This is a genomic window from Pseudoxanthobacter sp. (assembly GCF_036822375.1).
Classification (GTDB): Bacteria; Pseudomonadota; Alphaproteobacteria; order Rhizobiales; family Segnochrobactraceae; genus Pseudoxanthobacter.
On record NZ_DAISHT010000015.1, the window covers coordinates 1 to 26,499 of the forward strand.

Annotated in this window: 17 protein-coding genes; 15 read left to right on the forward strand and 2 right to left on the reverse strand. The window is 69.3% G+C overall.

Annotation, left to right across the window (positions count from 1 at the left end):
* Positions 1 to 276: 276 nt before the first annotated feature.
* From V7067_RS03135 to V7067_RS03190, 12 genes are all read left to right on the forward strand, one after another.
* Positions 277 to 519, forward strand: coding sequence for a hypothetical protein (locus V7067_RS03135; RefSeq protein WP_334174420.1), 243 nt, complete (start codon positions 277 to 279; stop codon positions 517 to 519).
* Positions 520 to 534: 15 nt separating this feature from the next.
* A complete protein-coding gene (locus tag V7067_RS03140) occupies positions 535 to 1,209 on the forward strand; it encodes a response regulator transcription factor (protein WP_334174421.1) in 675 nt (224 codons plus the stop codon).
* Between the two features lie 3 nt (positions 1,210 to 1,212).
* Complete coding sequence (locus V7067_RS03145) at positions 1,213 to 2,616, forward strand: sensor histidine kinase (RefSeq protein ID WP_334174422.1); 1,404 nt, start codon at positions 1,213 to 1,215, stop codon at positions 2,614 to 2,616.
* 191 nt (positions 2,617 to 2,807) lie between these two features.
* Positions 2,808 to 3,269 (forward strand): RT0821/Lpp0805 family surface protein, encoded by a 462-nt coding sequence (locus V7067_RS03150; protein WP_334174423.1) that lies wholly within the window; start codon positions 2,808 to 2,810, stop codon positions 3,267 to 3,269.
* A gap of 51 nt (positions 3,270 to 3,320) precedes the next feature.
* Positions 3,321 to 4,445, forward strand: coding sequence for a c-type cytochrome biogenesis protein CcmI (gene ccmI / locus V7067_RS03155; protein ID WP_334174424.1), 1,125 nt, complete (start codon positions 3,321 to 3,323; stop codon positions 4,443 to 4,445).
* A gap of 67 nt (positions 4,446 to 4,512) precedes the next feature.
* Positions 4,513 to 4,992: a cytochrome c maturation protein CcmE gene (gene ccmE / locus V7067_RS03160; protein WP_334174443.1), complete on the forward strand. Its 480-nt coding sequence runs from the start codon at positions 4,513 to 4,515 to the stop codon at positions 4,990 to 4,992.
* The gene (locus V7067_RS03165; RefSeq protein WP_334174425.1) at positions 4,989 to 6,977 is read left to right on the forward strand and encodes a heme lyase CcmF/NrfE family subunit; all 1,989 of its coding nucleotides are present in this window, start codon (positions 4,989 to 4,991) and stop codon (positions 6,975 to 6,977) included. The genes ccmE and V7067_RS03165 overlap by 4 nt, the downstream gene beginning before the upstream one ends.
* Positions 6,977 to 7,450 (forward strand): cytochrome c-type biogenesis protein, encoded by a 474-nt coding sequence (locus V7067_RS03170; RefSeq protein ID WP_334174444.1) that lies wholly within the window; start codon positions 6,977 to 6,979, stop codon positions 7,448 to 7,450. Before V7067_RS03165 ends, V7067_RS03170 begins: the two co-directional genes overlap by 1 nt.
* Positions 7,451 to 7,591: 141 nt before the next feature.
* Positions 7,592 to 9,160 carry a Do family serine endopeptidase gene (locus tag V7067_RS03175; protein ID WP_334174426.1) on the forward strand — a complete coding sequence of 523 codons (1,569 nt, stop codon included), beginning with the start codon at positions 7,592 to 7,594 and terminating at the stop codon, positions 9,158 to 9,160.
* A 356-nt stretch (positions 9,161 to 9,516) separates the two neighbouring features.
* Positions 9,517 to 10,203: a response regulator transcription factor gene (locus tag V7067_RS03180; protein ID WP_334174427.1), complete on the forward strand. Its 687-nt coding sequence runs from the start codon at positions 9,517 to 9,519 to the stop codon at positions 10,201 to 10,203.
* Positions 10,203 to 11,651 (forward strand): HAMP domain-containing sensor histidine kinase, encoded by a 1,449-nt coding sequence (locus V7067_RS03185; RefSeq protein ID WP_334174428.1) that lies wholly within the window; start codon positions 10,203 to 10,205, stop codon positions 11,649 to 11,651. Before V7067_RS03180 ends, V7067_RS03185 begins: the two co-directional genes overlap by 1 nt.
* A gap of 113 nt (positions 11,652 to 11,764) precedes the next feature.
* Positions 11,765 to 14,773, forward strand: a complete 3,009-nt coding sequence (locus V7067_RS03190; RefSeq protein ID WP_334174429.1) for a bifunctional [glutamine synthetase] adenylyltransferase/[glutamine synthetase]-adenylyl-L-tyrosine phosphorylase — start codon at positions 11,765 to 11,767, stop codon at positions 14,771 to 14,773.
* Positions 14,774 to 14,882: 109 nt separating this feature from the next.
* On the opposite strand, the gene V7067_RS03195 is transcribed toward V7067_RS03190, so the two are convergent.
* Positions 14,883 to 17,231 (reverse strand): ATP-binding protein, encoded by a 2,349-nt coding sequence (locus V7067_RS03195; protein ID WP_334174430.1) that lies wholly within the window; start codon positions 17,229 to 17,231, stop codon positions 14,883 to 14,885.
* 346 nt (positions 17,232 to 17,577) lie between these two features.
* Positions 17,578 to 20,217, reverse strand: coding sequence for an aminopeptidase N (gene pepN / locus V7067_RS03200; RefSeq protein WP_334174445.1), 2,640 nt, complete (start codon positions 20,215 to 20,217; stop codon positions 17,578 to 17,580).
* 182 nt (positions 20,218 to 20,399) lie between these two features.
* Between pepN and V7067_RS03205 the strand changes: the two genes are divergently transcribed.
* The 3 genes from V7067_RS03205 (at position 20,400) to V7067_RS03215 (ending at position 26,498) form a co-directional block, all read left to right on the forward strand.
* Positions 20,400 to 22,283, forward strand: a complete 1,884-nt coding sequence (locus V7067_RS03205) for an adenylate/guanylate cyclase domain-containing protein (RefSeq protein WP_334174431.1) — start codon at positions 20,400 to 20,402, stop codon at positions 22,281 to 22,283.
* 367 nt (positions 22,284 to 22,650) lie between these two features.
* On the forward strand, positions 22,651 to 24,540 hold the full coding sequence (locus V7067_RS03210; protein WP_334174432.1) for an ABC transporter ATP-binding protein: 1,890 nt from the start codon (positions 22,651 to 22,653) through the stop codon (positions 24,538 to 24,540).
* Entirely contained in the window at positions 24,537 to 26,498 is a 1,962-nt protein-coding gene (locus V7067_RS03215) for an ABC transporter substrate-binding protein (protein ID WP_334174433.1), read from the forward strand. Before V7067_RS03210 ends, V7067_RS03215 begins: the two co-directional genes overlap by 4 nt.
* Position 26,499: the final 1 nt, after the last annotated feature.

Consider the following 26,499-nt stretch of genomic DNA (forward strand, 5'->3'; position numbering starts at 1 on the left):
CTGACGGCGGCCGAGCGGGCCGCGCTTGTCGATGAGCTGCCCGACGGGCAGGCCGGCGCGCCGTGAAAGACGGTCCGCGGTCTTTGCGGTTCAGGCGATATTCAGGCACACACTGACAGGAAGGGTACGGGGGCGGCGGCATCGAGCGAGGATGTCATGGCGGGCGAACTGGCGGGCGAACCGGCGGGCGAACCGGCGAACGAACCGGCAGGCGGCGCGGCTGCAACGCGGTCGCGGTTGCGCCTGTGCGGGCTGGCGGCGGCGGTGTTGCTGGCAATGGCCGGCACGCCGGCCGCCGCGGCCTGTCTGGACGGTGCCGCGCAGCGGGCGGCAATCGCGGCCGGGCAGGTTGTGCGGCCGGCCGAGGTGCGTCGGGCGGCGGGCGGCGAACTTCTGGACCTGAGCCTCTGCGACGAGGGCGGCCGGCTGGTCTATATCGCAATCGTGCTGCGCCCGGACGGCGCCGTGAAGCGGGTGGTTTTCGACGCCCGCAGCGGCGCGGCGATCCGGGGCCGATAGGGAGAGGAAGCGAGCGTGCGCCTTCTGGTGATCGAGGACGATCCCGATCTCAACCGGCAGTTTGTGGAGGCCCTGAAAGCGGCCGACTATGCCGTGGACAGTGCAGCGGACGGCGAGGAAGGGCACTTCCTTGGCGACACCGAGCCCTATGACGCTGTGGTGATGGACATCGGGCTGCCGCGCATGGACGGCATCAGCGTTCTGAAGCGCTGGCGCGCGGACGGGCGCACCATGCCGGTTCTGCTGCTGACGGCCCGCGACCGCTGGAGCGACAAGGTGGCGGGCATCGATGCGGGGGCCGACGACTATGTCGCCAAGCCGTTCCACATCGAGGAGGTGCTGGCCCGCATCCGCGCGCTGGTGCGCCGGGCGGCCGGACACGCCAGCGACGAGATGAGCGTGGGGCCGGTGACGGTGGACCTGCGCGCCGGCAAGGTTTCGGTCTCCGGCCAGCCGGTGCGGCTGACGGCCCATGAGTTTCGTCTGATTGCCTATCTCATGCTGCACCGGGGGCGCATCGTGTCGCGCACCGAACTGACGGAGCATCTCTACGATCAGGATTTCGACCGGGATTCCAATACGATCGAAGTCTTTGTCGGCCGCGTTCGCAAGAAGCTCGCGGTGGACGTGATCGAGACCGTGCGCGGGCTCGGTTACCGGCTGCAGACACCGCCGGGCGGGGAGCGCTGAGCCTTGGCCGGCGGCGATGCCATGCGGCCCGGCGGGCAGGCGCGGCGACCGCGGTCGCTGGCGCTTTCGCTGTTCGTTTCTTCCGCGATCTGGAGCACCGTTGCGCTGGCCGTTGCCGGCATCGTGCTGGTGGCACTCTACCGCGCTTCCGTCGAGCGTTCGTTCGACGCACGGCTGGATATCTATCTGAAGGCGCTGGTCGCCGGCATCGTGCCGGGTGACGAGCCGGATGCGCGGTTGCAGGACCCGGGCAATCTCGGCGATCCCCGGTTCGGATTGCCGTTGTCCGGCTGGTACTGGCTGGTGCGCGATGCCGATGGCCGCACGGTGCTCGCTTCGCCATCGCTGGCCGGCGAACGGCTGGATATTGCCACGGAGGCGGCCGGCCAGCCGCGGGCGCAGTTCGTCGAGCAGGGGGCCACCCGCGGGCCGGACAACGAGGCGTTGCGCTATCTGGAACGTCGCATCACGCTCAATGACGGGCGGCGCTTTTCGCTGGCGGTGGCCGGCGACAGCGGCGAGATCGAGCGTGACGTGGCGCTGTTCGGCACCCGGGTTGCACTGACGCTGGCGATCTTCGGCGCCGGGCTGGTGCTGGCCACGCTGGTGCAGGTGCGCATCGGCCTCGGTCCGCTGAAGCGCATGCAGGCGGCCATCAAGGCGATCCGCAGCGGTGCCGCGGACCGGGTGGAAGGCGATTTTCCCCGCGAGATGGTGCCCGTGGCGGAGGAACTGAACGCTCTTATCGAATCGAATCGGAACGTGGTGGAACGGGCCCACACCCACGCCGGCAACCTCGCCCATGCCCTGAAGACACCCCTCAGCGTGATCCTCAACGAAGCGCGCGCCGCCGGCGGGCCGTTCGGCGACAAGATCGCCGAACAGGCCGCCCTGATGGGCGCGCGCATCACCAGCGATCTCGACCGCGCGCGGGCGGAAGCCCAGCGCCGGGTTTCGGTTTCGCGCTGCGAGGTGGCGCCGGCGGCAGAGGCGCTGGCGCGGGTGATGCGGGCCGTGCACGGCGACCGCGCGCTGGCGATTTCGGTTGCCTGTCCGGCCGGCCTTCTGGTCCGCGGCGAGCCGCAGGACCTCGACGAGATGCTGGGCAATCTCATGGACAATGCCTGCAAGTGGGCCGGCCGGAGTGTGGCGGTTTCGGCCGCAGCCGAGACCCGCAGCGGGCGGCGCTGGATTCGGGTGACCATCGACGATGACGGGCCGGGTCTGCCGGAGGCCCAGCGCGCGGCGGCGCTGCAGCGGGGCCGCCGGCTCGATGAGTCGGTGCCGGGGTCCGGGCTCGGGCTTTCCATCGTCACCGATCTGGCGGCCGGTTATGGCGGCCGGCTCACCCTTGGCCGTGCGCCGGCCGGCGGGCTGCGGGCCGAACTGCACCTGCCGGCCGGCTGAGGCCGGGGCTGAGCCGGCCGCCATGACCGGCGGGAGGGGTGCCGGGGTGTTGCCGGAATGACGCAGCCACGCGTTGTCGGCCCCACTTTCGCCGGCAGGCTGTGACACCCGGACCCGCAGAGGCGATAGTGGGGCCAGTGCGTTGCGTGCCGGCGGGCCGCACTCCGGGTGGTGATGTGATGAGACGGGCCATGAAGGCAGAACAGGGCTGGAGCGCCACGGCCCAGCTTGCCATTGCCGTGACGATGCTGATGGGCACCCTCAGCGCCTGCACCACGCTGCCCGGCGGCTTCGGCGTCGGGCGTTCGGCATCGCCCCCGCCGGAAGCGGCGCTTGCCGATCCCTCGGCGCAGGCCTTTGCCAACGCGCTGCCGACAACGGGCACGGTGGGGGCTGCGCTCGACGATACCGACCGGCAGGCGGCTGCCAAGGCCGAGATCGAGGCGCTGGAGATTTCGCGCACCGGCGCACCGGTGACCTGGAAGAACCCGGAAACCGAATCGTCGGGCGTGGTGGTGCCGGGGCCGACCTATATCGTCAACAATCAGGAATGCCGCGATTATACACACACCCTCAGTGCGGGCGGCGCCGAGCAGCTGCTGCGCGGGCGCGCCTGTCGCAGCGGCGACGGCACCTGGCGGCCGCTGAACTGAGGTGGCGGGAGCCGGACAGGGCCGCGGCGGGCCGGTGGATTTCAGAGGCTCATGCTGATCGGATTGATTTTCGCCGCGTTGCTGATCGCGTCTCTTCTCGCCGTGCTGTGGCCGCTGGCGCGTCGCCGCGCACCGGCCGGCACAGCGCCGGCGGCCGGCGACGTCGCCGTCTATGAAGCCGATCTGGTCAGTCTTGAGCGCGATATCGCCGCCGGCCGGCTGGACGCCGCGGCCGCCGGGGCGGTGCGCGCCGAAATCGGCCGGCGGCTGATCCGGGCGGCGCGGGCGCCGGCCGGGCCGCCGCCGCGCTCACCGGCCGCGCATGGCCGGCAGGCGGTGCTCGTTGCGGTTGCCGTTGCGATCTTCGTGCCGGCCTTTGCGCTGCTCGTCTATCTGCGTCTCGGCGTGCCTGAACTGGCGGATCAGCCGCTGGCTGCCCGTCTGCAACAGGCCCGGCAGGGCGGCGATATCGCCGCGCTCGTCGCCCGGGTCGAGGCGCGCCTTCAGAGCGCCCCGGACGACGGCCGCGGGTGGGCGGTGATCGCGCCGGTCTATCTGCGGCTCGGCCGCATCGACGATTCGGTGATGGCCTACCGCACGGCGCTGCGCCTGCTCGGGCCGCAGGCCGGGCTTGAAGCCGGGCTCGGCGAGGCGCTGGTGCAGGCCTCGGGAGGGGTCGTGACCGCGGAGGCCGAACAGGCGTTCCGGGCCGCGCAGGGGCTGGACCCGGCGGCAGTGAAGCCGCGGTTTTATCTGGCCATGGCGCTGACGCAGAGCGGCGACCGGGCGGGTGCGGTTGCCGCCTGGCAGGCGCTTCTGGCCGATGCGCCGCAGGATGCCGGCTGGGTGGCCATTGCCCGTTCCGAACTGGCCTCGCTGACCGCCTCGCCGCCTCCGGTTGCCGATGTGCCGCCGGGCGGAGAGGACATCGCCCGTATGCCGCCTGCGGCGCGGCAGGAGGCAATCCGCGCCATGGTCGGGGCGCTCGATCAGCGGCTTGCCGACGACGGCGGAAACGTGGACGAATGGTTGCGGCTGATGCGCGCGCGCCTCGTGCTCGGCGAAGATCAGGCCGCCCGCGCCGCGCTCGGCCGCGCCCGTGCCGCATTTGCCGGCGATGCGGAGCGCTCGCGCCGTCTTGAGACCGGTGCCCGCGATCTGGGGCTTGCCCCGTGAGGGCGGCCCGGCCGCGCACCGCGGCGGTGACGCCAGCCCCGCAGGAAGCAGCCCGGCAGGACCGATGATGCGCCGAAAGCAACGACGACTGGTCCTGATCGCGCTGTGCGGCGTGGTGCTGAGCGCCGCCGCGGCACTGGTGCTTTATGGGCTCAGCGGCGAGATCGTCTTTTTCCGGACGCCGGCGGAACTGGCCGGTAAGCCGCCTTCACCGGGCGAGCGGCTGCGTCTCGGCGGTCTTGTGGAGACCGGCAGCGTGCGGCGCGAGGGCGACCGCGTGCGCTTTGTCGTCACGGATACTGTCGCGACACTGCCGGTCGACTATCGCGGCCTGCTGCCGGATTTGTTCCGCGAAGGGCAGGGCGTGGTGGCCGAGGGGCGCCTTGGCGAAGACGGCGTGTTTCATGCCGAGACGGTGCTCGCCAAGCACGATGAGAAATATATGCCGCCCGATGTCGCTGCGGCGCTGAAGAAGCGCGGTGTCTGGGAAGACGGGCCGGCGGCGCCGGCCGGCACCGCGTCTGCGCCGGCGGAGAGCCGGCCATGATTGCCGAGGCCGGGCATTTTGCACTCGTTCTGGCACTGGCCCTTGCGCTGGTGCAGTCGGTCGTGCCGGTGTGGGGGGCGCGGACCGGGAACGACCGGGTGATGGCGATGGCGCCCGTCATCGCCGGCGTTCTGTTCGTGCTGGTGGCGCTGGCGTTTGCGGCGCTGGTCTCTGCCTATGTGCGGTCGGATTTCTCGCTTCTCAACGTGGTGCAGAACTCCCACTCCGAAAAGCCGCTGCTGTTTCGCATCACCGGCGTGTGGGGCAACCACGAAGGCTCGATGCTGCTTTGGGTGCTGATCCTGACCCTGTTCGGGGCGCTGGTGGCAGCCGGCGGGCGCGATCTTCCGGCCGACATGAAGGCGCTGGCGCTGGCCGCGCAGGGCTGGATTTCGGCCGCTTTTCTCGCCTTCATCCTGGCGACGTCCGATCCCTTCGTGCGGATCGATCCGGCGCCGATGGAGGGGCAGGACCTCAACCCGGTCCTTCAGGATATCGGTCTCGCCGTTCATCCGCCGCTGCTCTATCTGGGCTATGTCGGCCTTTCCGTGGCGTTCTCATTTGCGGTTGCGGCGCTGCTCGGCGGCCGCGTCGATGCGGCGTGGGCGCGGCGGCTGCGGCCGTGGGTGCTGATGGCGTGGTCGTTCCTGACGCTGGGCATCGCGATGGGATCCTACTGGGCCTATTACGAACTGGGCTGGGGCGGCTGGTGGTTCTGGGACCCGGTAGAGAACGCTTCGTTCATGCCCTGGCTGGCGGCAACCGCTCTGCTTCATTCCGCGGCGGTGATGGAGAAGCGGGCGGCCCTGAAGGTATGGACCGTTCTGCTCGCCATTCTTGCCTTCTCCCTGTCGCTGCTCGGCACCTTTCTGGTCCGCTCCGGGGTGCTGACCTCGGTGCACGCTTTTGCGACCGATCCCGGGCGCGGGCTGTTCATTCTGGCCATTCTGGCCGGCTTCATCGGCGGCAGCCTGACGCTGTTTGCGTGGCGCGCGCCGCAGCTTGCGCCGGGCGGGCTGTTCGCGCCGATCAGCCGCGAGGGGGCGCTGGTCTTTAACAACCTCATCCTCACCACCGCCTGTGCCACGGTGCTGGTCGGCACGCTCTATCCGCTGGCGCTGGATGTGCTGGCCGGGACGAAGATCACGGTCGGGGCACCGTTCTTCAACCTCACCTTCGTGCCGCTGATGGTGCCGGCCTTGCTGGCGGTGCCGTTCGGGCCCTTCCTCAGCTGGAAGCGGGCCGATCTTGCCGCGGTTGCCGAGCGCCTCATCGTGGTGGCTGCGATTGCGCTGGCGGCTGTGGCGGTGACGCTGTGGTGGTCGGGCGGCAGCGGCATTCTGGCGGCGCTGGCGCTCGGTCTCGGCATCTGGCTGGTGGCGGGCGCCGTGGCAGAGCCGGTGTGGCGCGTGACCCGCGGCGGCGGCGGCGCGGGTGCCGCGCTGCGGCGTCTGGCCGGCCTGCCGCTATCTGCCTGGGGCACGGCCTTCGGCCATCTCGGTCTCGGCCTGACCGTGATCGGCATTGCCGCCGCCACGGCCTTCCAGAGTGAAAAGATCGTCCTCATGAAGCCGGGCGACAGCCTCGGCCTCGCCGGCTACACGCTCGTCTACGAGGGCGCTCAGGCGGCCCGTGCGCCGACCTACACGGTCAGCACCGCCCGTTTCGCGCTGATGAAGGACGGCGCGCGGCTGGCGACACTGCGGCCGGAGAAGCGCTTCTATACGGTGCGGCAGATGCCGACGACGGAATCGGCGATCACGACGCGCGGGCTGTCGCAGGTCTATGTCAGTCTCGGCGATCCGGGGCCGGAAGGGGCTTTCGCCGTGCATGCGTTCTACAAGCCGCTGGTGACGCTGATCTGGCTCGGCGCCGTCGTCATGGCCTTCGGCGGGGTCTGTTCGCTGGCCGACCGGCGGCTGCGCATCGGGGTGCCGCGGGCCGCCTCCGCCCGCCGCCGTGCGCCGGGGGAAGCGGCCGGATGATGCGGGCCCGTCTCCGTGCGCTCGTTCTCGGTCTCCTGCTCGTGGCCGCGCCGCCGGGCACCGGCGGGGCCGTGCAGCCGGACGAGATCATGGCCGATCCGGCACTGGAGGCGCGTGCCCGCGGCATCACTGCGGGGCTGCGCTGCCTCGTTTGCCAGAATGAATCGGTGGATGATTCCGCCGCCCCGCTCGCCCGCGACCTGCGCCTGCTCGTGCGCGAGCGGCTCAAAGCCGGCGACAGCGACCGCGCCGTGATCGATTATCTCGTGGCGCGCTACGGCGCTTTCGTGCTGCTGAAACCGCCGCTGGCGCGGGATACCGTGCTGCTGTGGGCAACTCCGGTGCTGGTGCTGCTGGGCGGCGCGGCACTGGCGGTCATCGTGCTGCGCCGCCGCCGCGCGGGCGAAGCCCCGCTCAGCGCCGAGGAACAGGCGGAAATCGACGCCATTCGGCGGCGCAACACGCCGTCGTGAAGACGGGTTTGCCGACATTACCGATGTTTCATCTTGCGGACAGACTCCCGTAAGGCGCCGCCTGTCAGAAATCCTCGCAACGGGCCGGTTGCTGCGTCCCGGTCCTGCTCAAGACAATCCGATTGCGAGGAAGTTCCCCCGATGCATTCCACCTGCGAGAAGTCTGCGACTGCTGCGTCGTCTTCCCATGGTCTCATGCGGCGCCGCCGTTCGGCGCTGATGGCCGGCGTTCTGTCCCTGACGCTCGCCGGCGCGATGATCGGCGATATGGTCGCCCCGGCCTTCGCGGCCGAAGTCACCGTGCCGGCGACCACGGCCCAGCAGATGCCGAGCTTCGCCGAGGTGGTGGCGGCCGTTCAGCCGGCCGTCGTGTCCATCCGCGTCAAGGCCAAGGCAACGCCGGAGCAGTCGTCCTTTAACAACGACGACAGCGACGGCGATCAGCAGCAGGGCCCCGGCGGGCTGCCGTACGAGTTCTTCCGCCAGTTCGGCGCGCCGTTCGGCAAGGACGGTCGCGGCCCGCAGATGCGTCCGCGCGGCAACGGCGGCGTGGTGATGGGGCAGGGCTCCGGCTTTCTCATTTCGTCGGACGGCTATGTGGTGACCAACAATCACGTGGTCGACAATGCCACGGAAGTGACGGTGACCACCAACGACGGTCAGGATCATCAGGCCAAGGTCATCGGCACCGATGAGAAGACCGACGTCGCGCTGATCAAGATCGACGGCAAGTCCGACTTCCCCTATGTGCGCTTCTCCGGCGACGACGTGCGCGTCGGCGACTGGGTGATCGCGGTCGGCAATCCGTTCGGCCTCGGCGGCACGGTGACGGCCGGCATCGTTTCGGCGCGCGGCCGCGATATCGGTGCCGGTCCTTACGACGATTTCATCCAGATCGATGCCCCGATCAACAAGGGCAACTCCGGCGGCCCCACCTTCAATCTCAAGGGTCAGGTCGTGGGTATGAACACCGCGATCTATTCGCCCACCGGCGGCTCGGTCGGCATCGGCTTCGATATTCCGGCCGATACCGTGCAGAAGATCGTCGCCAGCCTGAAGGACAAGGGCACCGTGACCCGCGGCTGGCTCGGTGTGCAGATCCAGCCGATCTCCACCGACATTGCCGACAGCCTCGGCCTGAAGGGCACCAAGGGCGCGCTGGTTGCCTCGTCGCAGACCGACAGCCCGGCTGTGAAGGCCGGCGTCGAGACGGGCGATGCCATTCTCTCCGTGGATGGCAAGCCGGTGGATAGCCCGCGTGATCTTGCCCGCGTGATCGCCGCCTACGAGCCCGGCACCACCGTCAGGCTCGGCGTGTGGCGGGACGGTCGCGAGCAGGCCATCGATGTCAAACTCGGCCAGCTCCCGGCCCGCCAGCAGCAGGCGAGCGCCGACGATGTGCAGGAAACCCCGGACGGCGGCGCCAAGGTCGGCTCGCTCGGCCTCACGGTCGCCCCGGCTTCGGCCGTGACCGGCAAGGACCAGAAGGGCGTGGCCATCGTCAGCGTCGACCCCGACGGGCCGGCGGCCGACAAGGGCGTGTCGGCGGGCGATGTCATCGTCTCGGCCGGCGGTAAGCCGGTCGGCGATGTCGGCGATGTGACCGCCTCCATCGATGCGGCCCGCGCCAGCGGCCGCAAGGCGGTGCTGCTGCAGCTGAAGCAGGGCGGGCAGACCCGCTTTGTCGCGCTGCCCATCGCCAAGGCCTGATATCGCCGGCGCCTGATATCGCGAGGGCCCGGTCCCGGTGAACCCGGAGGTCGCGGCCTGCCGCGCAGGAACAAGGCGGGCGGCGCCGGTCGCCCGCAATCGCTACCGGTTCCGGCAAGGCTCCTGTCGCCCCCGCCCGGCCGGAACCGGACGGTGACAGGGCTGGTGCAATCCAGCCCTGTCACCGTATCCGTTCGCAACCGGCTTGCCCGCAGGCCGCTCTGCCGGGCGCCCGGAAAAGCGGCGCCTGCCGAAAATTCTCCCGCGATTTCCGCATCCTTTCGTCCTAATGTCGCTCGCGATCCGTCCTGCCGATGGCGGATCTGGCGAGAGTTACGGGGACACGAAGGAACACGATGCGGATTCTCGTGATCGAGGATGACCGGGACGCAGCCGCCTTCCTGCTCAGGGGCCTGCGCGAGGCCGGTCACGTCGCCGACCATGCGGCGGACGGCGACGTGGGGGCGATGGCGGTGGAAGAGGGCAGCTACGACGTTGTTGTCGTCGACCGCATGTTGCCGTTCCGCGACGGACTGTCGATCGTGGAGAGCATGCGGCGGCGTGGCGACGCGACGCCGGTGCTGATCCTCTCCGCGCTCGGACAGGTCGATGACCGTGTGCAGGGCCTGCGTGCCGGCGGCGACGACTACCTGACCAAGCCCTTTGCCTTCACGGAGCTGCTGGCCCGTGTCGAGGCACTGGGCCGTCGGCGGCGGGGGGGCGGCGGCGAGACCGACATGGTCTATCGCATCGCCGATCTTGAGCTTGACCGGCTTTCCCATGCCGTCACGCGCAGCGGGCAGGATATTCCCCTTCAGCCGCGCGAGTTCCGCCTGCTGGAATATCTGATGAAACACGCCGGTCAGGTGGTGACCCGCACCATGCTTCTGGAGAACGTGTGGGACTACCACTTCGATCCGCAAACCAACGTGATCGACGTGCACATCTCGCGCCTGCGCTCCAAGATCGACAAGGGTTTTGACAAGCCGCTGCTGCACACCGTGCGCGGGGCCGGCTACATGCTGCGCGACGGCGCACGCTGATGGCGGGTGCGGGCGAACGCGCGGAAGGCGAGCGCGGCGGCAACTTCCTGCGGTTCTTTCGCACCACCGCGTTCAAGCTGTCGGTTATCTATCTCGTCGTGTTCGCCGCTCTGTCGGTGTTCCTGATCGTCTATCTCGGGCGCAACACCACCGAGATGATGACCGAGCAGATGACGGACACCATCGATGCCGAGCTGGTCGGGCTGGCCGAGCAATATCGCGCCGGCGGCATTCCCCGGCTGGTGCGCGTCATCAGCGTGCGCTCGCAGGCGCCGGGGGCCAGCCTTTACCTGCTGACCGATTTCGGCGGCAACCGCATCGCCGGCAATGTGGCCGATATCGCCTCCACCGTTCTCGATGCGGCCGATGGCGTTGCCCGGCCGGTGCGCTACACCCGTCTGGCCGGTGCCGACGATACGGAAGGGCCGGCAGCCGGCAACGCCAACAAGGCGCTGGTGCGCGTTTTCGTGCTGCCGGGCGGCTTCCGCCTGCTGGTCGGGCGCGATCTGGCCGAGCGCGAGCGGCTTTCCGGTGTGGTGCAGGAGGCGTACTGGATCTCTGCGGCTGTGTTCGTGCTGCTGGGGCTGGTGACGTGGGTGTTCGTCAGCCGCCGCGTCCTGAAGCGCATCGAGGCGATTTCGCGCACCACCGGGCGCATCATGCAGGGCGATCTTTCCGGCCGGCTCGCCATCGACGGCTCGGGCGACGAGTTCGACCGTCTGGCCGCCTCGCTCAACGCCATGCTGGAGCGCATCGAGCAGCTCATGCACGGGGTGAAGGAGGTCTCCGACAACATCGCCCACGATCTCAGAACGCCGCTCACCCGACTGCGCGCCCGCGTGGAAGATACGCTGCGCATGCCGCCGTCCGAGGGCCTTTACCGGGAGACGCTGGAGGCCACGGTCGAGGACTGCGAAGCGCTGATGCGCACGTTCGAGGCGCTGCTGCGCATCGCGCGCGTGGAGGCCGGCACGGCGGGCGTGACGCTGGTTGCGGTCGATGCGGCGGAGATCGCCCGCGAGGTGGCCGAGCTTTACGAGCCGGTTGCGGAAGATGCCGGCTTCAGTCTCGTCAGCGATATCGGGTCCGATCTGACGGTCAGCGGCAACCGGGAACTTCTGGCGCAGGGCCTCATCAATCTCATCGACAACGCCATCAAGTACGGCCGCCCGGCCGGGCCGGAGGTCGCACCCGTCATCCGGCTCACGGCGCGCCGCGCCGGCGGGCGCGTGCTGCTGAGCGTGGCAGACAACGGCCCCGGCGTCGCGGAAGCCGACCGGGCCCGCATTCTCAACCGCTTCGTACGGCTGGAGAAGAGCCGCAGCGCCCCCGGTTCCGGTCTGGGACTGTCGCTGGTGCAGGCGGTGACGCGCCTGATGCAGGGCACGGTTGAACTCTCCGATGCCGGTCCCGGCCTTTCCATTACCCTGTCATTGCCGGCCTTGTGACCCCCGGCTGCCGGCCCGCGGCGGTACGCGGGCTTGATCGTACCGGCTGCCTTGCGCCAAATCGGGGCAAGGAAGGATGTGCCATGGTCAGCAAGAACAGCCCTGAGACGAAGATGACCGACACAACGGAGGGAGAGGCCGCCGTGCGCGGGACCGATCCGGCTTCGCTTGCCGGCCGCATCGCCATCGACCTGCCCCATGAAGGCGACGGCTGGCGCACGGTGGTGGCCGATCTCTCGGCGGCCGCGCAGGCCGCCGGTGCGGGCGTGCTGGCCGGCCGGCTGGCGGCGGATGCGCCGCTGGCGGCCTTTCTGGGGGCCGTGTTCGCGGATGCGCCGTTCCTGCGCGAACTCGCCTTCATCGATCCCGCCCGCCTTGCACGCCTGCTCGACGAGCCGCCCGAAGTGGCGCTGGAACGGCTGATCGATGCCACCCGCACCGGCTTTTCCGAGGATGCGCCGCTGATGCAGCATCTGCGCCGGCTGAAGCAGGAAATCGCCCTGCTGACGGCGCTGTGCGACCTTGGCGGCATCTGGCCGGTGTCTCAGGTCACGCGGGCGCTGTCGCGGTTTGCCGATGCCGCGCTGTCGGCCTGCCTGCGCCGGCTGATGCTGGAGGCCCACGCCCGCCGCAAGCTGGTTCTGGAAGACCCGGCCGACCCGGAGCGCAGCTGCGGTCTGGTCATTCTGGCCATGGGCAAGCACGGGGCGTTCGAACTCAATTATTCCAGCGATATCGACCTGATCGTGCTGTTCGATCCGCATCGCGTGCAACTGGCCGATCCGGACGAGTGCTCGACACTGTTTGTGCGCATGACGCGGCGGCTGGTGGCGATGATGCAGGAGCGCACGGCCGACGGCTATGTGTTCCGGGTCGATCTGCGCCTGCGCCCGGACCCCGGCGCCACGCCGCTTGCGATCTCGCTGGAAGGCGCGCTGATCTATTATGAAAGCATGGGGCAGAACTGGGAGCGGGCAGCCCTGATCAAGGCGCGCCCCTGCGCCGGCGACAAAGCGGCCGGCGAGGCCTTTCTGGCCGAAATCCGGCCGTTCATCTGGCGCAAGTCGTTCGATTACGCGGCCATTGCCGATGTGGCGGCCATCAAGCGCCAGATCAATGCGGTCAAGGGGCACGGCTCCATCGCCATTGCCGGGCACAATCTCAAGCTCGGTCGCGGCGGCATCCGCGAGATCGAGTTCTTCGTGCAGACCCAGCAGCTCATCGCCGGCGGTCGCGATCCGCGCCTGCGCGGCCGGCCGACGCGGGCGATGCTGACGATGCTGCACGAACTGGGCTGGATTTCGCGTTCCACCTGCGACGAGCTCGACCGCGCCTATGTCTTCCTGCGCCTCGTCGAACACCGCATTCAGATGGTGCACGACGAGCAGACCCACACGCTGCCGGCCGACGAAGACGGGCTGGCACGCATCGCCCGGCTCACCGGCTTTCCGTCCGTTCCCCCGTTTGCCCGCGTGCTGCGCACCCATATGCAGGCGGTGCAGCGCCATTACAGCCGCCTGTTCGAGCAGGCCCCGCAGCTCGCCGCCGATCACGGCAATCTCGTCTTCACCGGCGGCGATAACGATCCCTCCACCCTGAATGTCCTGAGCGAACTGGGCTTTTCCGGTCCGCAGGAGGTCGCCTCCACCATTCGCGGCTGGCATTTCGGACGTTATCCCGCAACCCGCTCGACCAAGGCCCGCGAACGGCTGACGGAGCTGACGCCGGCACTGCTCGGCGCCCTGTCGCGCACCGACAATCCGGATGCCGCCTTCGTCGCCTTCGACCGCTTCCTGTCGCAGTTGCCGACCGGCGTGCAGTTGTTCTCGCTGCTGCGCTCCAACCCCGGCCTGCTCGATCTGCTGGCCCGCATTCTCGGCACCGCGCCGCGTCTGGCCGCCATTCTCACCCGCCGCCCGCGGGTGCTCGATGCCCTGCTGGAGCCGGCCTTCTTCGATACCGTCCCGCGCGAATCCGATCTGGCCGAGCGGCTCGGCCGGTTCGTCGGCGAGGGGCGCAGCTATGAGGAAAAGCTCGACCGCGCCCGCATCTTCGGGCAGGAGCAGATGTTCCTGATCGGCGTGCGCGTCATCAGCGGCACCATCGAGCCGGTGGCCGCGGGGGCGGCCTATGCCGCCCTGGCCGACGTGGTGGTGCGCGCCATGGTCGCGGCGGCGGAAGATGAACTGGCCCGGCTCAACGGCCGCGTTCCGGGCGGCGAGGTCGCGGTGGTGGCCCTCGGCAAGCTCGGCGGTCGCGAGATGACGGCGGCTTCCGACCTCGACCTCATCCTGCTCTACGACCATCCCGATGCGGCAGAAGCCTCCGACGGCCCGAAGGCGCTCGCCCCCAGCCAGTATTACATCCGCCTCACCCAGCGGCTCGTCGCCGCCCTCAGCGCGCCCACCGGCGAGGGCACGCTCTATGAGGTGGATTTCCGCCTGCGGCCGTCCGGCAATGCCGGCCCGCTGGCCACCCGCCTGTCCGCCTTCGAGGCCTATCAGGCAAAGGATGCGTGGACGTGGGAGCAGCTTGCGCTCACCCGCGCCCGTCCCGTTTCCGGCAGTCTCGGCTTCCTGACGAAGGTCAATCAGGCGATCCGCGCCGGTCTGATGCGGCCGCGCGAGACTCTCGCCGCCGATGTGGCCGACATGCGCCGCCGGATCGAGGCGGAGAAGGGCGCGCGCGATCCCTGGGAGCTGAAGACGGTGGCGGGCGGCCTGATCGATCTGGAGTTCATTGCCCAGTATCTGCAACTGCGCCATGTCGGCGCGCACCCGGAAATCGCCTCCTCCAACACCCTGACGGCGCTGAACGCGCTGTTCCACGCCGGGCTGCTGCCGGGGCGCCATGCCGATGTGCTGCTGCCGGCGGCCGGGCTCTATCAGGCGCTGACACAGGTGCTCCGCCTTGCCGTGGAAGGCCCGTTCCGCAAAGAGGGCGCGCCCCGCGGCGTGCTGGCGCTGATCTGCCGCGCCGCCGGCGAGCCCGACATCGCCCGCGTCGAGGCGCGGCTCGTGGAGGTGCAGGCGGCGGTGCGGGCGGCGTTCACCGAGATCATCGGGCCGGTGGAAGGTCCGGCTGCGGCCACCGGCAGCGCGGCCGCGCCGGCCGGGGCCTGACGGCGGCGCCCGGTGCGGCCGGAGCCGGAAGACGCGAAAAGGGCCGGTGCGGCTTCTGCCGGCACCGGCCCTTTTCTGTCTGGCTGCGCGGTTGTTCCCGTCCGCCGCCTCAGGCGACGTCCTTGGTGCTTTCGCGACGCGGCGGGTCCTTCGGCAGGTGCACGGTGATGGTGGTGCCCACGCCCACTTCCGACTGGATCTCCATGCGCCCCCCGTGAAGCTGCACCAGCGAACGGGCGATGGCGAGGCCGAGGCCGGAGCCCTTGTGGCTCTTGGTGAACTGGTTTTCCACCTGCACGAACGGCTGGCCGAGGCGCAGGATTTCCTTCTTGGCAATGCCGATGCCCGTGTCTTCCACCGCCACCGCCACGCCGTCGTGGTCGGAACGGGCGCGCACCGTCACGGTGCCGCCCTGCGGGGTGAACTTCACGGCGTTCGACAGCAGGTTCAGCAGGATCTGCTTCATGGCGCGGCGGTCGACGTTCATCTTCAGTTCCGAGACCGTCGAGCTCACCTCGATGCCCTTCTCCGATGCCGTCGGCGACATGATGCGGGTGGCCTCGTTGACGACCTCTTCAAGGTCGATCGCCTCCACGGAAAGGTCGATCTGGCCGGCCTCGATGCGCGACATGTCGAGAATGTCGTTGATCACGCCCAGCAGGTAGTTTCCGCTGTGGTGGATGTCCTGACAATATTCGGCATATTTGTTGGAACCGAGCGGGCCGAACATGCCCTGCGTCATGATCTCCGAGAAGCCGATGATGGCGTTGAGCGGCGTCCGCAGCTCATGCGAGATGTTGGCGAGGAACTCCGACTTGGCGCGGTTGGCCTCCTCGGCGCGGGTCTTCTCCTCGGCATATTTCTCGGCCAGTTCCACCAGCTGGCGCGCCTGACTTTCCAGTTTCTGGCGCGACTGGCGCAGGTCGGCGACGGTGGCGCGCAGGCGCCGTTCGCTTTCCATCAGCCGCTCTTCATGGCGCTTCAGCGCGGTAATGTCGGTGCCGACCGAAACGAAGCCGCCATCCTTGGTGCGCCGTTCGTTGATCTGCAGCCAGCGTCCGTCGGCAAGCTGGGCCTCGTAGGAGCGCGAGCCTTCCTCCGGCCGGCCCTCGTTGAGGATTTCCGTCGTCACGATCGGCTGGCTGGCCGAACGCATGATGGAGGGGTAGGGCGCGCCGGCGGCAACGGCATCGTCCGGCAGGTTGTGAAGCTGCTGGTACTTGGAATTGCACATCACCAGACGGTTGTCGGCATCCCACAGCACGAACGCTTCGGAAATGGTCTCGATGGCATCGCGCAGGCGCATGTCGGCGGTGGCCGAACGCTCTGCCAGTGCGCGCTGCTCCGTCACGTCCACGCCAATGCCGATCAGGTGCGGCGTGGTGTTGTCGGTCTCCGCCACCAGTTCGGCGCGCATCCGCAGCCAGATCCAGCGGCCGTCGGCGTGGCGCATGCGCAGCATGCGGTCCAGCGTGCCGGCGCCGCTGGCCAGCATGTTGTCGGCAATGGCGAACAGGTCGCCGTCTTCCGGGTGGACGAGCGCGGAAACCTCGCGGAAGCCGAGCAGGTCCTCGCGCGGCTCCATGCCGAGAATGTCGTAGAGCGAGGCCGACCAGAACATCCGACCGCGGGCCAGATCCCAGTCGAACAGACCGCAGCGGCCGCGCATCAGCGCGGCGTCGATGCGCACCTGCGTGGCCGCATAGATGCCGTCGGCCGTCCGCGCCCGGGCGGACTGGGCGAAAAAGGCATAGACCAGCACCAGAATGACGGCGCTGGTGCACACGAACAGCGTCACGTTGGCGGAGAGATCGCGCTGCCAGGCGCCGAACACATCGGCCGTCGGCTGCAGCGCGGCCACCATGCCGCGGTCGCCGGCCAGCAGGTGAACGGTTGCAAAGGCGCGCTGCCCGTCCGTCAGGGTCAGTTCCAGCACCCCGGCCCGGGCCCCGAAAGTCGTCAGCGGCTGGCTTTCGCCGAGCAGGCTCACCAGCGTCGAGCCCTCAAGGTCGCTGCGGACCGGATCGGTGACGATGATGGCGCCGGTGGCATCGGTGACGATCAGTTGCCGGCCGTCCAGCGTCGCCCGGCTCGGCAGCACGCGGCGCAGGGATTCGCGGATGTCGGACGGCGCGGGCACAGCTGTCGCGTCGGGCGCAGCCTTCGCCGCACCGGCTGGCCTGCCGGCCGCCTTGCCGGTTACGGCCGCGGTGCCGGCGGCCGGAAAATCGTGGTCCAGCGTCGCCGTCACGCTGGTGGCAAGCAGCGCCAGCTCGTCGCGCGCCGTCCGGTCTGCCGCCTCATAGGCGCTGACCAGCGCGGCCACGCGGTAGCCGGCCATCACCAGAATGAAGATGATGGTCAGAACCGGAATGGCGCGGCGGAACAGCGGTTCCTTGGCAACAAGCTGGGCATAGGCCGGTGCCGCCAGCATGCCGGCATGGCCCGAAAGGGCCACGGGCGTGCCCGCCCGGCGGCCATTGCGCGCCGCAGTCCGGCCGGTTCGTCTTGCCCAGGCCACGCCCAGCGCCAGAAACGGCGCGCGGCGGGGCCTCGAGGCGTCGGCGGCTTCTGCCTGCGCCATCTGAGCATCCTCGCAGATCTCGTTGATTCTAATGCGATTCCGGCAATACTGACGAACCGAATCATGCGCATTTGAATCGACGGGACTCGGATTGTCCAGAGGGTATGGTTAAAATTTGGTGTAATATCAGTAAGGCATTGAAAACGCTTGTGTAAGGCGATTTTTGCTGGCGTCGCGACAGCCCCCCGACGCCGGCGTCGGAGGGCCGTCGCGGCGGGGGTCAGCCGAGGCAGCGCGAAACGATGTCGGTCACGTCCGCGGAAAGCGGGCTGCGGGCCGCGATCCGCTTCAGCTGGGCTTCCGCCAGCGCCCGCCGTCCGCTCTCCAGCGCCCGCCATGTGCGGAAGGCGCTGGCGAGGCGTGCGGCAAGTTGCGGGTTGCGGCTGTCGAGGTCGAGCACGACATCGGCAAGGAAGCGATAACCGGCCCCGTCCGGCCGGTTGAAGGCGGCCGGGTTCGACATCGTGAACGCTCCGATCAGCGAGCGCACCCGGTTGGGGTTGGCAAACGAGAACGCGGGGTGACGGGTCAGCCGCTCCACCGCCTCCAGCGTGTCGCCGCCCGGCGCGGTGGCCTGCGCCACCAGCCACTTGTCGATGGCCAGCGGATCGGCCCTGTGGCGGTCGTGGAAATCGGCCAGAGCGGTTTCAGCCTCCGGCGCTCCGGCGGCGATCAGCGTCGTCATGGCCGCCAGCCGGTCGGTCATATTGTCGGCGGCACGATAGGCGAGCAGAGTGCGCTGCGGCCCGCCGGGCAGCAGTGCCAGATAATCACCGAGCGTGTTGACCAGCGCGCGCCGTCCGCTGCCCGCGGCATCGGGCACATAGGGGGCGTTGCTGGCGAGCGCGTCGGCCAGCGTGCGGAAGCGTTCGCCCAGCGCATCGGCAATGGCCTGCTTCAGGGCCGCGCGGGCCGTGGCGATGGCGGCCGGGTCGATGTCGTGGCCGATCTCGCGGGCGATGTCGCCTTCGCCGGGCAGTTGCAGAACCAGTGCGCGGAAGGCCGGGTCGAGCGCGGCATCCTCGGCCACGGTGCCGAGCGCGGCGATCAGGCCGGCGCTGGCCGCGGGCTTTTGTCCGGCCGCCACCGCCTGCGTCATGGCCACGAGGTCGGTCAGGGCAAGGCCCTGCGCGGCCTCCCAGCGGCAGAACGGATCGCTGTCGTGCGCCAGCAGGAACAGCCGGTCGGCGGGGCCGAGGTCGCTGGCGAGCACCACGGGGGCGGAAAAGCCGCGCAGCAGCGACGGCACCACGGCCTCGTGCACGCCCTCGAACACCACCCGGTGCTGCGCTGCGGTGATGTGCAGCACATCGCCCGTCACCTCCGCGCCGCTGATGGCCGACGGCACCACATCGCGGCCATCGGGGCCCACCAGCCCGAACCGCACCGGCACCGGCACCGGCTGCTTGTCCGGCTGGCCCGGCGTCGGGGGCGTCGCCTGCGCGATATCGAGCACCAGACGCCCGGCCGCGCGGTCGTGGCTGTGGCGCACGGTCAGGCGCGGCGTGCCGGCCTGCCGGTACCAGACGAGGAAGGGCGCCAGATCGCGGCCGGCGCTTTCGGCAAAGCAGGCAATGAAATCCTCAATGGTCGCCGCCTCGCCGTCGTGGCGGGCGAAATAGAGGTCCATGCCGGCGGCAAACGCCGCCTCGCCGATCAGCGCCTTCAGGGTGCGGATCAGTTCTGCCCCCTTCTCGTAGATCGTCGCCGTGTAGAAATTATTGATCTCGTGGTAGATTTCGGGCCGGACCGGATGCGCGAGCGGCCCGGAATCCTCGGCGAACTGGGCGGTGCGCAACAGGCGCACGTCGCCGATGCGCTTGACGGCGCGCGAGCGGGCATCGGACGAGAATTCCTGATCGCGGAAAACCGTCAGCCCTTCCTTGAGGCAGAGCTGGAACCAGTCGCGGCAGGTGATGCGGTTTCCGGTCCAGTTGTGGAAATATTCGTGCGCAATCACGCGCTCGATGCCGGCATAGTCCTGATCGGTGGCGCTGTCGGGATCGGCCAGAACATACTTGTCGTTGAAGATGTTCAGGCCCTTGTTTTCCATCGCCCCCATGTTGAAGTCGGAGACGGCGACGATCATGAAGATGTCGAGGTCGTATTCGCGGCCGAACACCTCCTCGTCCCAGCGCATGGCGCGCTTCAGGCTGTCCATGGCAAAGGCCGTGCGCGGCTCGTTGCCGTGCTCCACATAGATGCGCAGCGTCACCTCGCGCCCGGTACGGGTGACGAAGCTGTCCTCCACCATGCCGAGATCGCCGGCGACCATGGCGAACAGATAAGAAGGCTTCGGCCAGGGGTCGTGCCACACGGCAAAGTGGGTGGCGCCGTCGGCGGCGGTCCCGGCGGCCACGCGGTTGCCGTTGGCCAGCAGCACCGGCGCGGCGCCGGCCGGCGCCTCGATGCGGGTGGTGTAGACGGCGAGCACGTCGGGCCGGTCGAGGAAATAGGTGATGCGGCGGAAGCCTTCCGCCTCGCACTGCGTGCACCAGGTGCCGCGGCTCTGGTAGAGCCCGCTCAGCGCCGCGTTGGCGGCCGGGTCGAGGTCTGTTTCGATCGTGAGCCGGAACGGCCGCGCCGGCGGCACCTTCAGCACAAAGGTATCTGGACCGGCCTCGAACGCCTCCGCAGCCAGCGGGGTGCCGTCAAGGCGGACCGAGACGAGCCGCAGGTCGTCGCCGTCGAGGGTCAGCGGCGTGCCGGCCGGCGTGCCCGGCCGCGGCGTCAGCGCCAGTGTCGCCGTCACGCGGGTCGTCTGCGGCTGCAGGCGGAAATCGAGTTCGACGGTGTCGATTGCATAGGGGGTCGGCTGGTAGTCGGCGAGGCGGACGGCCGTCCCGGCGTGGCGCAGCATCATCTCATCCTTCATCGCACCGGCACGCGGGCGTGCCGTCCGGTTGCAGGGCCCGGCCGGCGGAGTGCTGGCAATCGGGCCCCGTCCGTTTTAAGGACTTAAAGGATCCGGCGCCAGAGAGAGCGTGAGGCCTGCCGGAGGCGGAGAGACGGGACCGGTTAAAGAGGGCGGCGGCTGCACCCATGCAAGAGGAAAACACGCCCACTGTCCGTCGCGGCGGCTTTCTGCGCCGGCTTCAGGCGCTGCGTGCGCGCCGGCGGCGCCGGACGGTGCCTCTGGCTGTGGTGCTGGGCGGCGGTTACGGCCTGCTGCTGGTCATCTCGCTCGGGCTGGTGCTGCTGCTGACCGCCTCCACCAATTACCGCAACACCTACAGCCTGCTGAACGACAAGGCCCTGCTGGTGATGGACCTGCTGGCCACCACCATCAGCGGCCAGCTGGCGCCCGCCCGCGAGGCCGCCGGCGATCTCGCCGGCCTCTACCAGCAGAAGGTGTTCACGATCTCGTCCGACGATTCGCGCCTTTCCGCCACGCTGGAAGGCGTGCTGGCCGCCGGCAGCACCCTGTCGGCGGTGGCGGTGCTCGACCGCGAGTTCCGCGTCGTCGGCGTCTATCGCCAGAAGAACGGCGAGATTTTCCCCATCGATACGTCGCACATCCGTCCGCTCGGGATCGTCGACCGCACGCTGCTGGAAACGCTGCCCCGCGGCACGACGCCCTACTGGGCGCCGCTGCGCTTCGTGGCCGGCGCCCTGCTGGTTTCGGCCGTGGCTCCGCTCGATGCCGAAGACGGCACGCGGCGCGGCTGGGTGGTGGCTTCGGTCACGGCCGATTCCATTTCCGCGGTGGTCACCGCGCTCGGCAGCGGCTCCCACGCCACCACTTTCCTGCTGGACGATCAGGGCCGCGTCTTCGCCCACTCCAACGGCGCGGCGCTGGGCCTCGTGGAGGCCATCAGCCGGGCACAGGGGCCGGTGATGCCGGGCGACATCGGCGAGAGCGTGCTCGATGCCCTGATGCGCGGCGGCGGCGACAACCGGCGGTTTTCCAACCTCTCCGGCAACGTGCGGATCCGCGAGGTCGAGGTCGACGACCAGCCCTATATCGTCATCACCCGCACCCTCATCGGTCTCGGCGCCAAGCCGTGGACGGCCGGTGTCTATTCCCCGGCGGCCGACAGCCTCGACCAGCTGCGACAGCTCTATCTCTCCATCGCTGCGGGTCTGGTCATGGCGGTGATCGCGGTGCTGGCGGCGCTGTGGATCGCGCGGCGCATCGCCCGTTCGGTCGAGGCGCTGCGCACGGAGGCCGACCAGATCGCCGCCCTCAATCTCGACGAGGCGAGCGATGTGCCGCGCAGCCTCATCACCGAATTCGACAGTGGCGCCCGCGCTTTCAACGACATGCTGGCGGCGGTGCGGGCGTTCTCGCGCTATGTGCCGGCGGCGCTGGTGCGCCGCCTGATGCGCCTCGGCTTCGAGGCCGCTACGCGGCCGGAGCGGCGCGAGGCGGCGGTGCTGTTCACCGATCTCGCCGGCTTCACCACTCTGTCGGAAAACCTGCGGCCGGAGGAGGTCGCCGGCTATCTCAACCGTCATTTCACCGGCCTCGTGGCGTGCGTGGAGGCGGAAAACGGCATGGTCGATAAGTTCCTCGGCGACGGCATGATGGCGGTGTGGTCGGCCGACAGCCGTGCTGAGAACGGCCGCCATGCGCTGCGCGCCGCGGTGGCGATGGCGCGCATTGCGGCGGCCGAGGCGGCAAAGGCGCGGGCCGCGGGCGGGCGGGTGTTGCGGCTGCGCATCGGCGTCCACATCGGCCCGGTCATCGTCGGTAATCTCGGGGCGGCGGAGCGCGTCAACTACACCACCATCGGCGATCCGGTGAACGTGGCCTCGCGGCTGGAGGCTTATGGCAAGATGCTGGCGCCGGATGCCGACGTGGTGATCACGGCCTCCGAGGAGATCGTGAGCCTTGCCGATCCCGATATCCGCTGGGAGCGCATCGGCGCGGCCAGCCTGCGCGGCCGCTCCGGCGAGGTGCGCATCTGCCGCGTGCTGCCTTAGGGGCGGCCGGCGCGGCCGGGGCGGGCCCGCCGGGCACGGTCCGGCTGCGGGGCGGGGCATGTTGCCGCTGGTTGCAGCCGCGGCGCGCCGCGCGGGCAGCGGCTTGCCGGCCGGCCGGCGGCGGGGCTGCTGGCGGCGGCGTCTTTGCCGGCAAACACCCCCCGGCTGCGCCCCGCCTCACGGTCGCAATGCGCGTTGTGCCACGGCTTTTCAGCGGGCAGGCGTTGCGTCATAGTCGCGGGCAGGCGCAGCGCGCAACGGCAGGCCATTCCGGCCGGCCGGCGGGCCCGCCGAACGGCCAGCGACTTTTCCGCGTGTTTTCGGGGGTCGCAGCGGGGGGCCGTCCGAGCCGTGGGGAATTCGGCCCGTGAATGTGTTGTCGGTTGAAGGGCTCACCATCGACTTCCGGGGCGATGAGGGCCTTGTGCGTGCGGTGGACGGCGTTTCGTTCGCGGTGCCGTCGGGGCGGACGGTGGCGCTGGTCGGCGAATCGGGCTCGGGCAAGACGGTCGTCTCGCAGGCCATCATGGGCCTGTTGCCGAAGAAGGCGCAGATCGCGTCCGGCCACATCCGGTTCGCCGATCCCGATGCCGGCGGTCGCAAGACCGATATCGCCGCTCTCTCGCCGGCCGGCCGGCGCATGCGGGCGATCCGCGGCAACCGCATCGCCATCGTGTTTCAGGAGCCGATGACGTCGCTTTCGCCGCTGCACACCGTCGGCGATCAGATCGGCGAGGCCGCGCTGCTGCACCGCGGCGCAAGCCGGGCGGAAGCGCGCGAGATCACCCGCGACATGCTGCGTCTGGTGCAGTTTCCCGATCCCGAGCGGGCACTGAATTCCTATCCCTTCCAGCTTTCGGGCGGATTGCGGCAGCGCGCCGTCATCGCCATGGCGCTGATCTGCCGGCCGGCCCTGCTGATCGCCGATGAGCCGACGACGGCGCTCGACGTCACCATTCAGGCCGAAATCCTCAAGCTGATCCGCGACCTGCAGTCCGAACTCGGCATGTCGGTGCTGATGATCACACACGATTTCGGCGTGGTCGCCAATGTCGCCCATGACGTGGTGGTCGTCTATCACGGCCGCGTCATGGAATCGGGGCCGATCGAGACCATCTTCCGCGATCCGCAGCACGATTATCTGAAGGCTCTGCTGCGCGCTGTGCCGCGGTTCGACATGCCGCCGGGCGAGCGGCTGGTGCCGATCCGGCCCATCTCCACGGCCAGCGCCGCCTTTCTGAACGCACCGCAGGCGAGGCCGGTCATCACCTCCGATGCACCGATCGTCAGTTTCGAGCGCGTCGACAAGAGCTTCACCATCCGCCGCCGCACCGGCTTCTCGGTGATCAAGGCGATGGACGATATCTCGTTCACCGTGAAGCGCGGCGAGTGCCTCGGCATCGTGGGCGAATCCGGCTCCGGCAAGACCACGTCGGCGCTGGCGCTGATGCGCGCGGTCGCCCCCGATTCCGGCCGGGTGCTGTTCGACGACGGCACCGGCCCGGTCGATGTGGCACGGCTCAAGGGGCACGATCTCTTTGCCTATCGCCGCAAGGTGCAGATGATCTTTCAGGATCCGTTCTCGTCGCTCAATCCGCGCATGACGGTGAACGACATCATCTCCGAGCCGCTGGTGATCCACGAGAAGGAGATGACGGCGGCCGAGCGACAGGAGCGCGTGCGCGACCTGATGCATCTGGTCGGCCTCGATGCACGCTTCCTGCGGCGCTATCCGCATTCGTTTTCCGGCGGCCAGCGCCAGCGCATCGGCATCGCGCGCGCGCTGGCGCTGCGGCCGCAGCTCATCGTCTGCGACGAGCCGGTCTCCGCCCTCGATGTGTCGGTTCAGGCGCAGATCCTCAACCTGCTGAAGGATCTGCAGGACAGTCTCGGCCTCACCTACATTTTCGTCAGCCACAATCTGGCGGTGGTCGATTACATGGCCGACCGCGTGGTGGTGATGTGCCGCGGCCGGGTGGTGGAGGTGGGCGAAACGCGCGCCGTGGTCAGCAACCCGCTGCACCCCTACACCCGCGCCCTGCTGGCCGCCGTGCCGGAGGCGAGCCTCGATCACCGGCTGGATTTCTCCGCCCTTGCGGCGGCGCGTGCGACCGAGCCCGGCGAATGGCCGGAGCCGTTCCGCCTGCTGCCCGGCAGCGCGCCGGTTCTGGTGGAAATGCAGCCCGGCCGGCTGGTGTGCGCGCCGGGCCTTGCGGCCGGCGCCGGCCGCCCGGCGCAGATGGAGAGCGTGCGATGACCGACGGTTTCGATCTCTCCCGCCGCCAGCTTCTCGGCCTCGGCCTCACGGTCCTGTGCTCGGCCGGCGTTTCCGCCCCGGTTCTGGCGGCCGGGGAGCCGGCGCCTGCCACGCCCGCTGCGCCTGCCGCGGCCCCGGCGGCTGCCGGGGGCGAGCCGCTGCCGCCGCTTGCCAAACGTCTGCCGAAGGTGCCGCTGGTGCTGGACCTGCCGGCCATGGGCCGGCGCACCGGCCGCCCCGGCGGCTCCATCGTCACCCTCATCAGCCGCGTCAAGGACGCGCGCATGATCACGGTGTGGGGCTATGCCCGCCTTGTCGGCTACGACCAGCAGCTTGAGATCGTGCCGGACATTCTGGAAAGCCTCGACGTGGAAGAGGGGCGCCGCTTCACGCTGCACCTGCGGCCCGGGCACAGATGGTCCGACGGCAAGCCGTTCACGGCTGAGGACTTCCGCTATTTCTGGGAAGACATCGTCCTGAACAAGGAGCTGACGCCGGCCGGTCCCGAGCCGTTCCTGCTGGTGGAAGGCCGGCCGCCGCTGTTCGAGGTGATCGACGACGTCACCGTGCGCTACACCTGGGACAAGCCCAATTCGCAGTTCCTGCCGTCGCTGGCGGCGGCGCGCGATCCCTTCATCTACCGGCCGGCGCACTATCTGAAGCACTTCCACATCCGCTATGCCGACAAGGCCGAGCTCGATGCCAAGGTGAAGAAGAAGAAGGCGCGGTCGTGGGCGGCGCTGCATGTGAAGATGGATTCGCTCTACGAGGCGATGAACCCGTCTCTGCCGTCGCTGCAGCCGTGGATCGCGACCGAGAGTTCATCCGACCGTCGCCTCGTCATGGCGCGCAATCCCTATTTCCATCGCGTGGACCAGACCGGGCAGCAGCTTCCCTATGCCGACAACGTGGTGATGAACGTGGTTGCCTCCGGTCTCATCGCCAGCCAGACGCAGGCCGGGCAGAGCGACCTGCAGGCGCGCGGCCTGTCGTTTTCCGATATCACGGTGCTGAAGCGCGGCGGGGCCCGCTCGGGCATCGGCACGCGCCTGTGGCCGATCTCCATGGCCAATCAGGTGGCGCTCTACCCCAACCTCACGGTTTCCGATCCGGTCTGGCGCACGCTGCTGCGCGATGTTCGCTTCCGGCGGGCGCTGTCGCTGGGCATCGACCGCGACATGATCAACCGTGTGCTGTTCTTTGGCATGGCCCGGCCTTCCAACAATGCGGTGCTGGCGCAGAGCCAGCTTTTCCGGCCCGAATACCGCACCCTGTGGGCCAGCTACGATCCCGACTATGCCAACAGGCTGCTCGATGACATGGGCCTCACGGACCGCCGCTCCGACGGCATCCGCATGATTGCCGACGACCGCCCGCTGCAGATCGTGGTGGAGGCGGAGGGCACCAGTCAGGAGCAGATGGACGTGCTCCAGCTCGTGGCCGAGACCTGGCAGGGCATCGGCGTCAGCCTGTTCGCCAAGGCGTCCGACCGCGACATCATGTGGAAGCGGGCGCTGGCCGGCTCGCTGGTGATGATGGCCGCGAACGGCTACGACAACGGCATTCCGACCAGCGCCATGAGCCCGGCGGAGCGGGTGCCGGCCGACAGTTCCTTCCTCAGCGGCATGGCGTGGGGGGCGTGGCGCGACAGCGAGGGCAAGGCCGGCGAGCGGATCGACTATCCGCCGGTCTACGGCCTGCTGACGGCCTTCCAGAACTGGCTGTCGGCCCCCGACAAGGCCCAGCGCGAGGCGGCCTGGCGCACCATTCTCGACATCCACGTCAATCAGGTGCTCACCATCGGCATCGTCGCCGGTGTGCACCAGCCGGTCGCGGTGCGCGACAACCTCATCAACGTGCCGGAAGATGCCCTGTGGGGGTTCGATCCCGGTGCGTTCTTCGGCATCTACCACATGGATTGCTTCTGGTTCGACCAGCAGGCGAAGCAGGGGAGCTGAG

Bases quoted from the DNA above. Each gene is read 5' to 3' on its own strand.
- ccmE (WP_334174443.1), top strand. From the start codon at position 4,513: ATGCGCCGAAAGCAACGACGACTGGTCCTGATCGCGCTGTGCGGCGTG.
- ccmI (WP_334174424.1), top strand. From the start codon at position 3,321: ATGCTGATCGGATTGATTTTCGCCGCGTTGCTGATCGCGTCTCTTCTC.
- pepN (WP_334174445.1), bottom strand. From the start codon at position 20,217: ATGCTGCGCCACGCCGGGACGGCCGTCCGCCTCGCCGACTACCAGCCG.
- V7067_RS03180 (WP_334174427.1), top strand. From the start codon at position 9,517: ATGCGGATTCTCGTGATCGAGGATGACCGGGACGCAGCCGCCTTCCTG.
- V7067_RS03135 (WP_334174420.1), top strand. From the start codon at position 277: ATGGCCGGCACGCCGGCCGCCGCGGCCTGTCTGGACGGTGCCGCGCAG.
- V7067_RS03170 (WP_334174444.1), top strand. From the start codon at position 6,977: ATGCGGGCCCGTCTCCGTGCGCTCGTTCTCGGTCTCCTGCTCGTGGCC.
- V7067_RS03215 (WP_334174433.1), top strand. From the start codon at position 24,537: ATGACCGACGGTTTCGATCTCTCCCGCCGCCAGCTTCTCGGCCTCGGC.
- V7067_RS03165 (WP_334174425.1), top strand. From the start codon at position 4,989: ATGATTGCCGAGGCCGGGCATTTTGCACTCGTTCTGGCACTGGCCCTT.
- V7067_RS03175 (WP_334174426.1), top strand. From the start codon at position 7,592: ATGCATTCCACCTGCGAGAAGTCTGCGACTGCTGCGTCGTCTTCCCAT.
- V7067_RS03205 (WP_334174431.1), top strand. From the start codon at position 20,400: ATGCAAGAGGAAAACACGCCCACTGTCCGTCGCGGCGGCTTTCTGCGC.
- V7067_RS03185 (WP_334174428.1), top strand. From the start codon at position 10,203: ATGGCGGGTGCGGGCGAACGCGCGGAAGGCGAGCGCGGCGGCAACTTC.
- V7067_RS03150 (WP_334174423.1), top strand. From the start codon at position 2,808: ATGAAGGCAGAACAGGGCTGGAGCGCCACGGCCCAGCTTGCCATTGCC.
- V7067_RS03190 (WP_334174429.1), top strand. From the start codon at position 11,765: ATGACCGACACAACGGAGGGAGAGGCCGCCGTGCGCGGGACCGATCCG.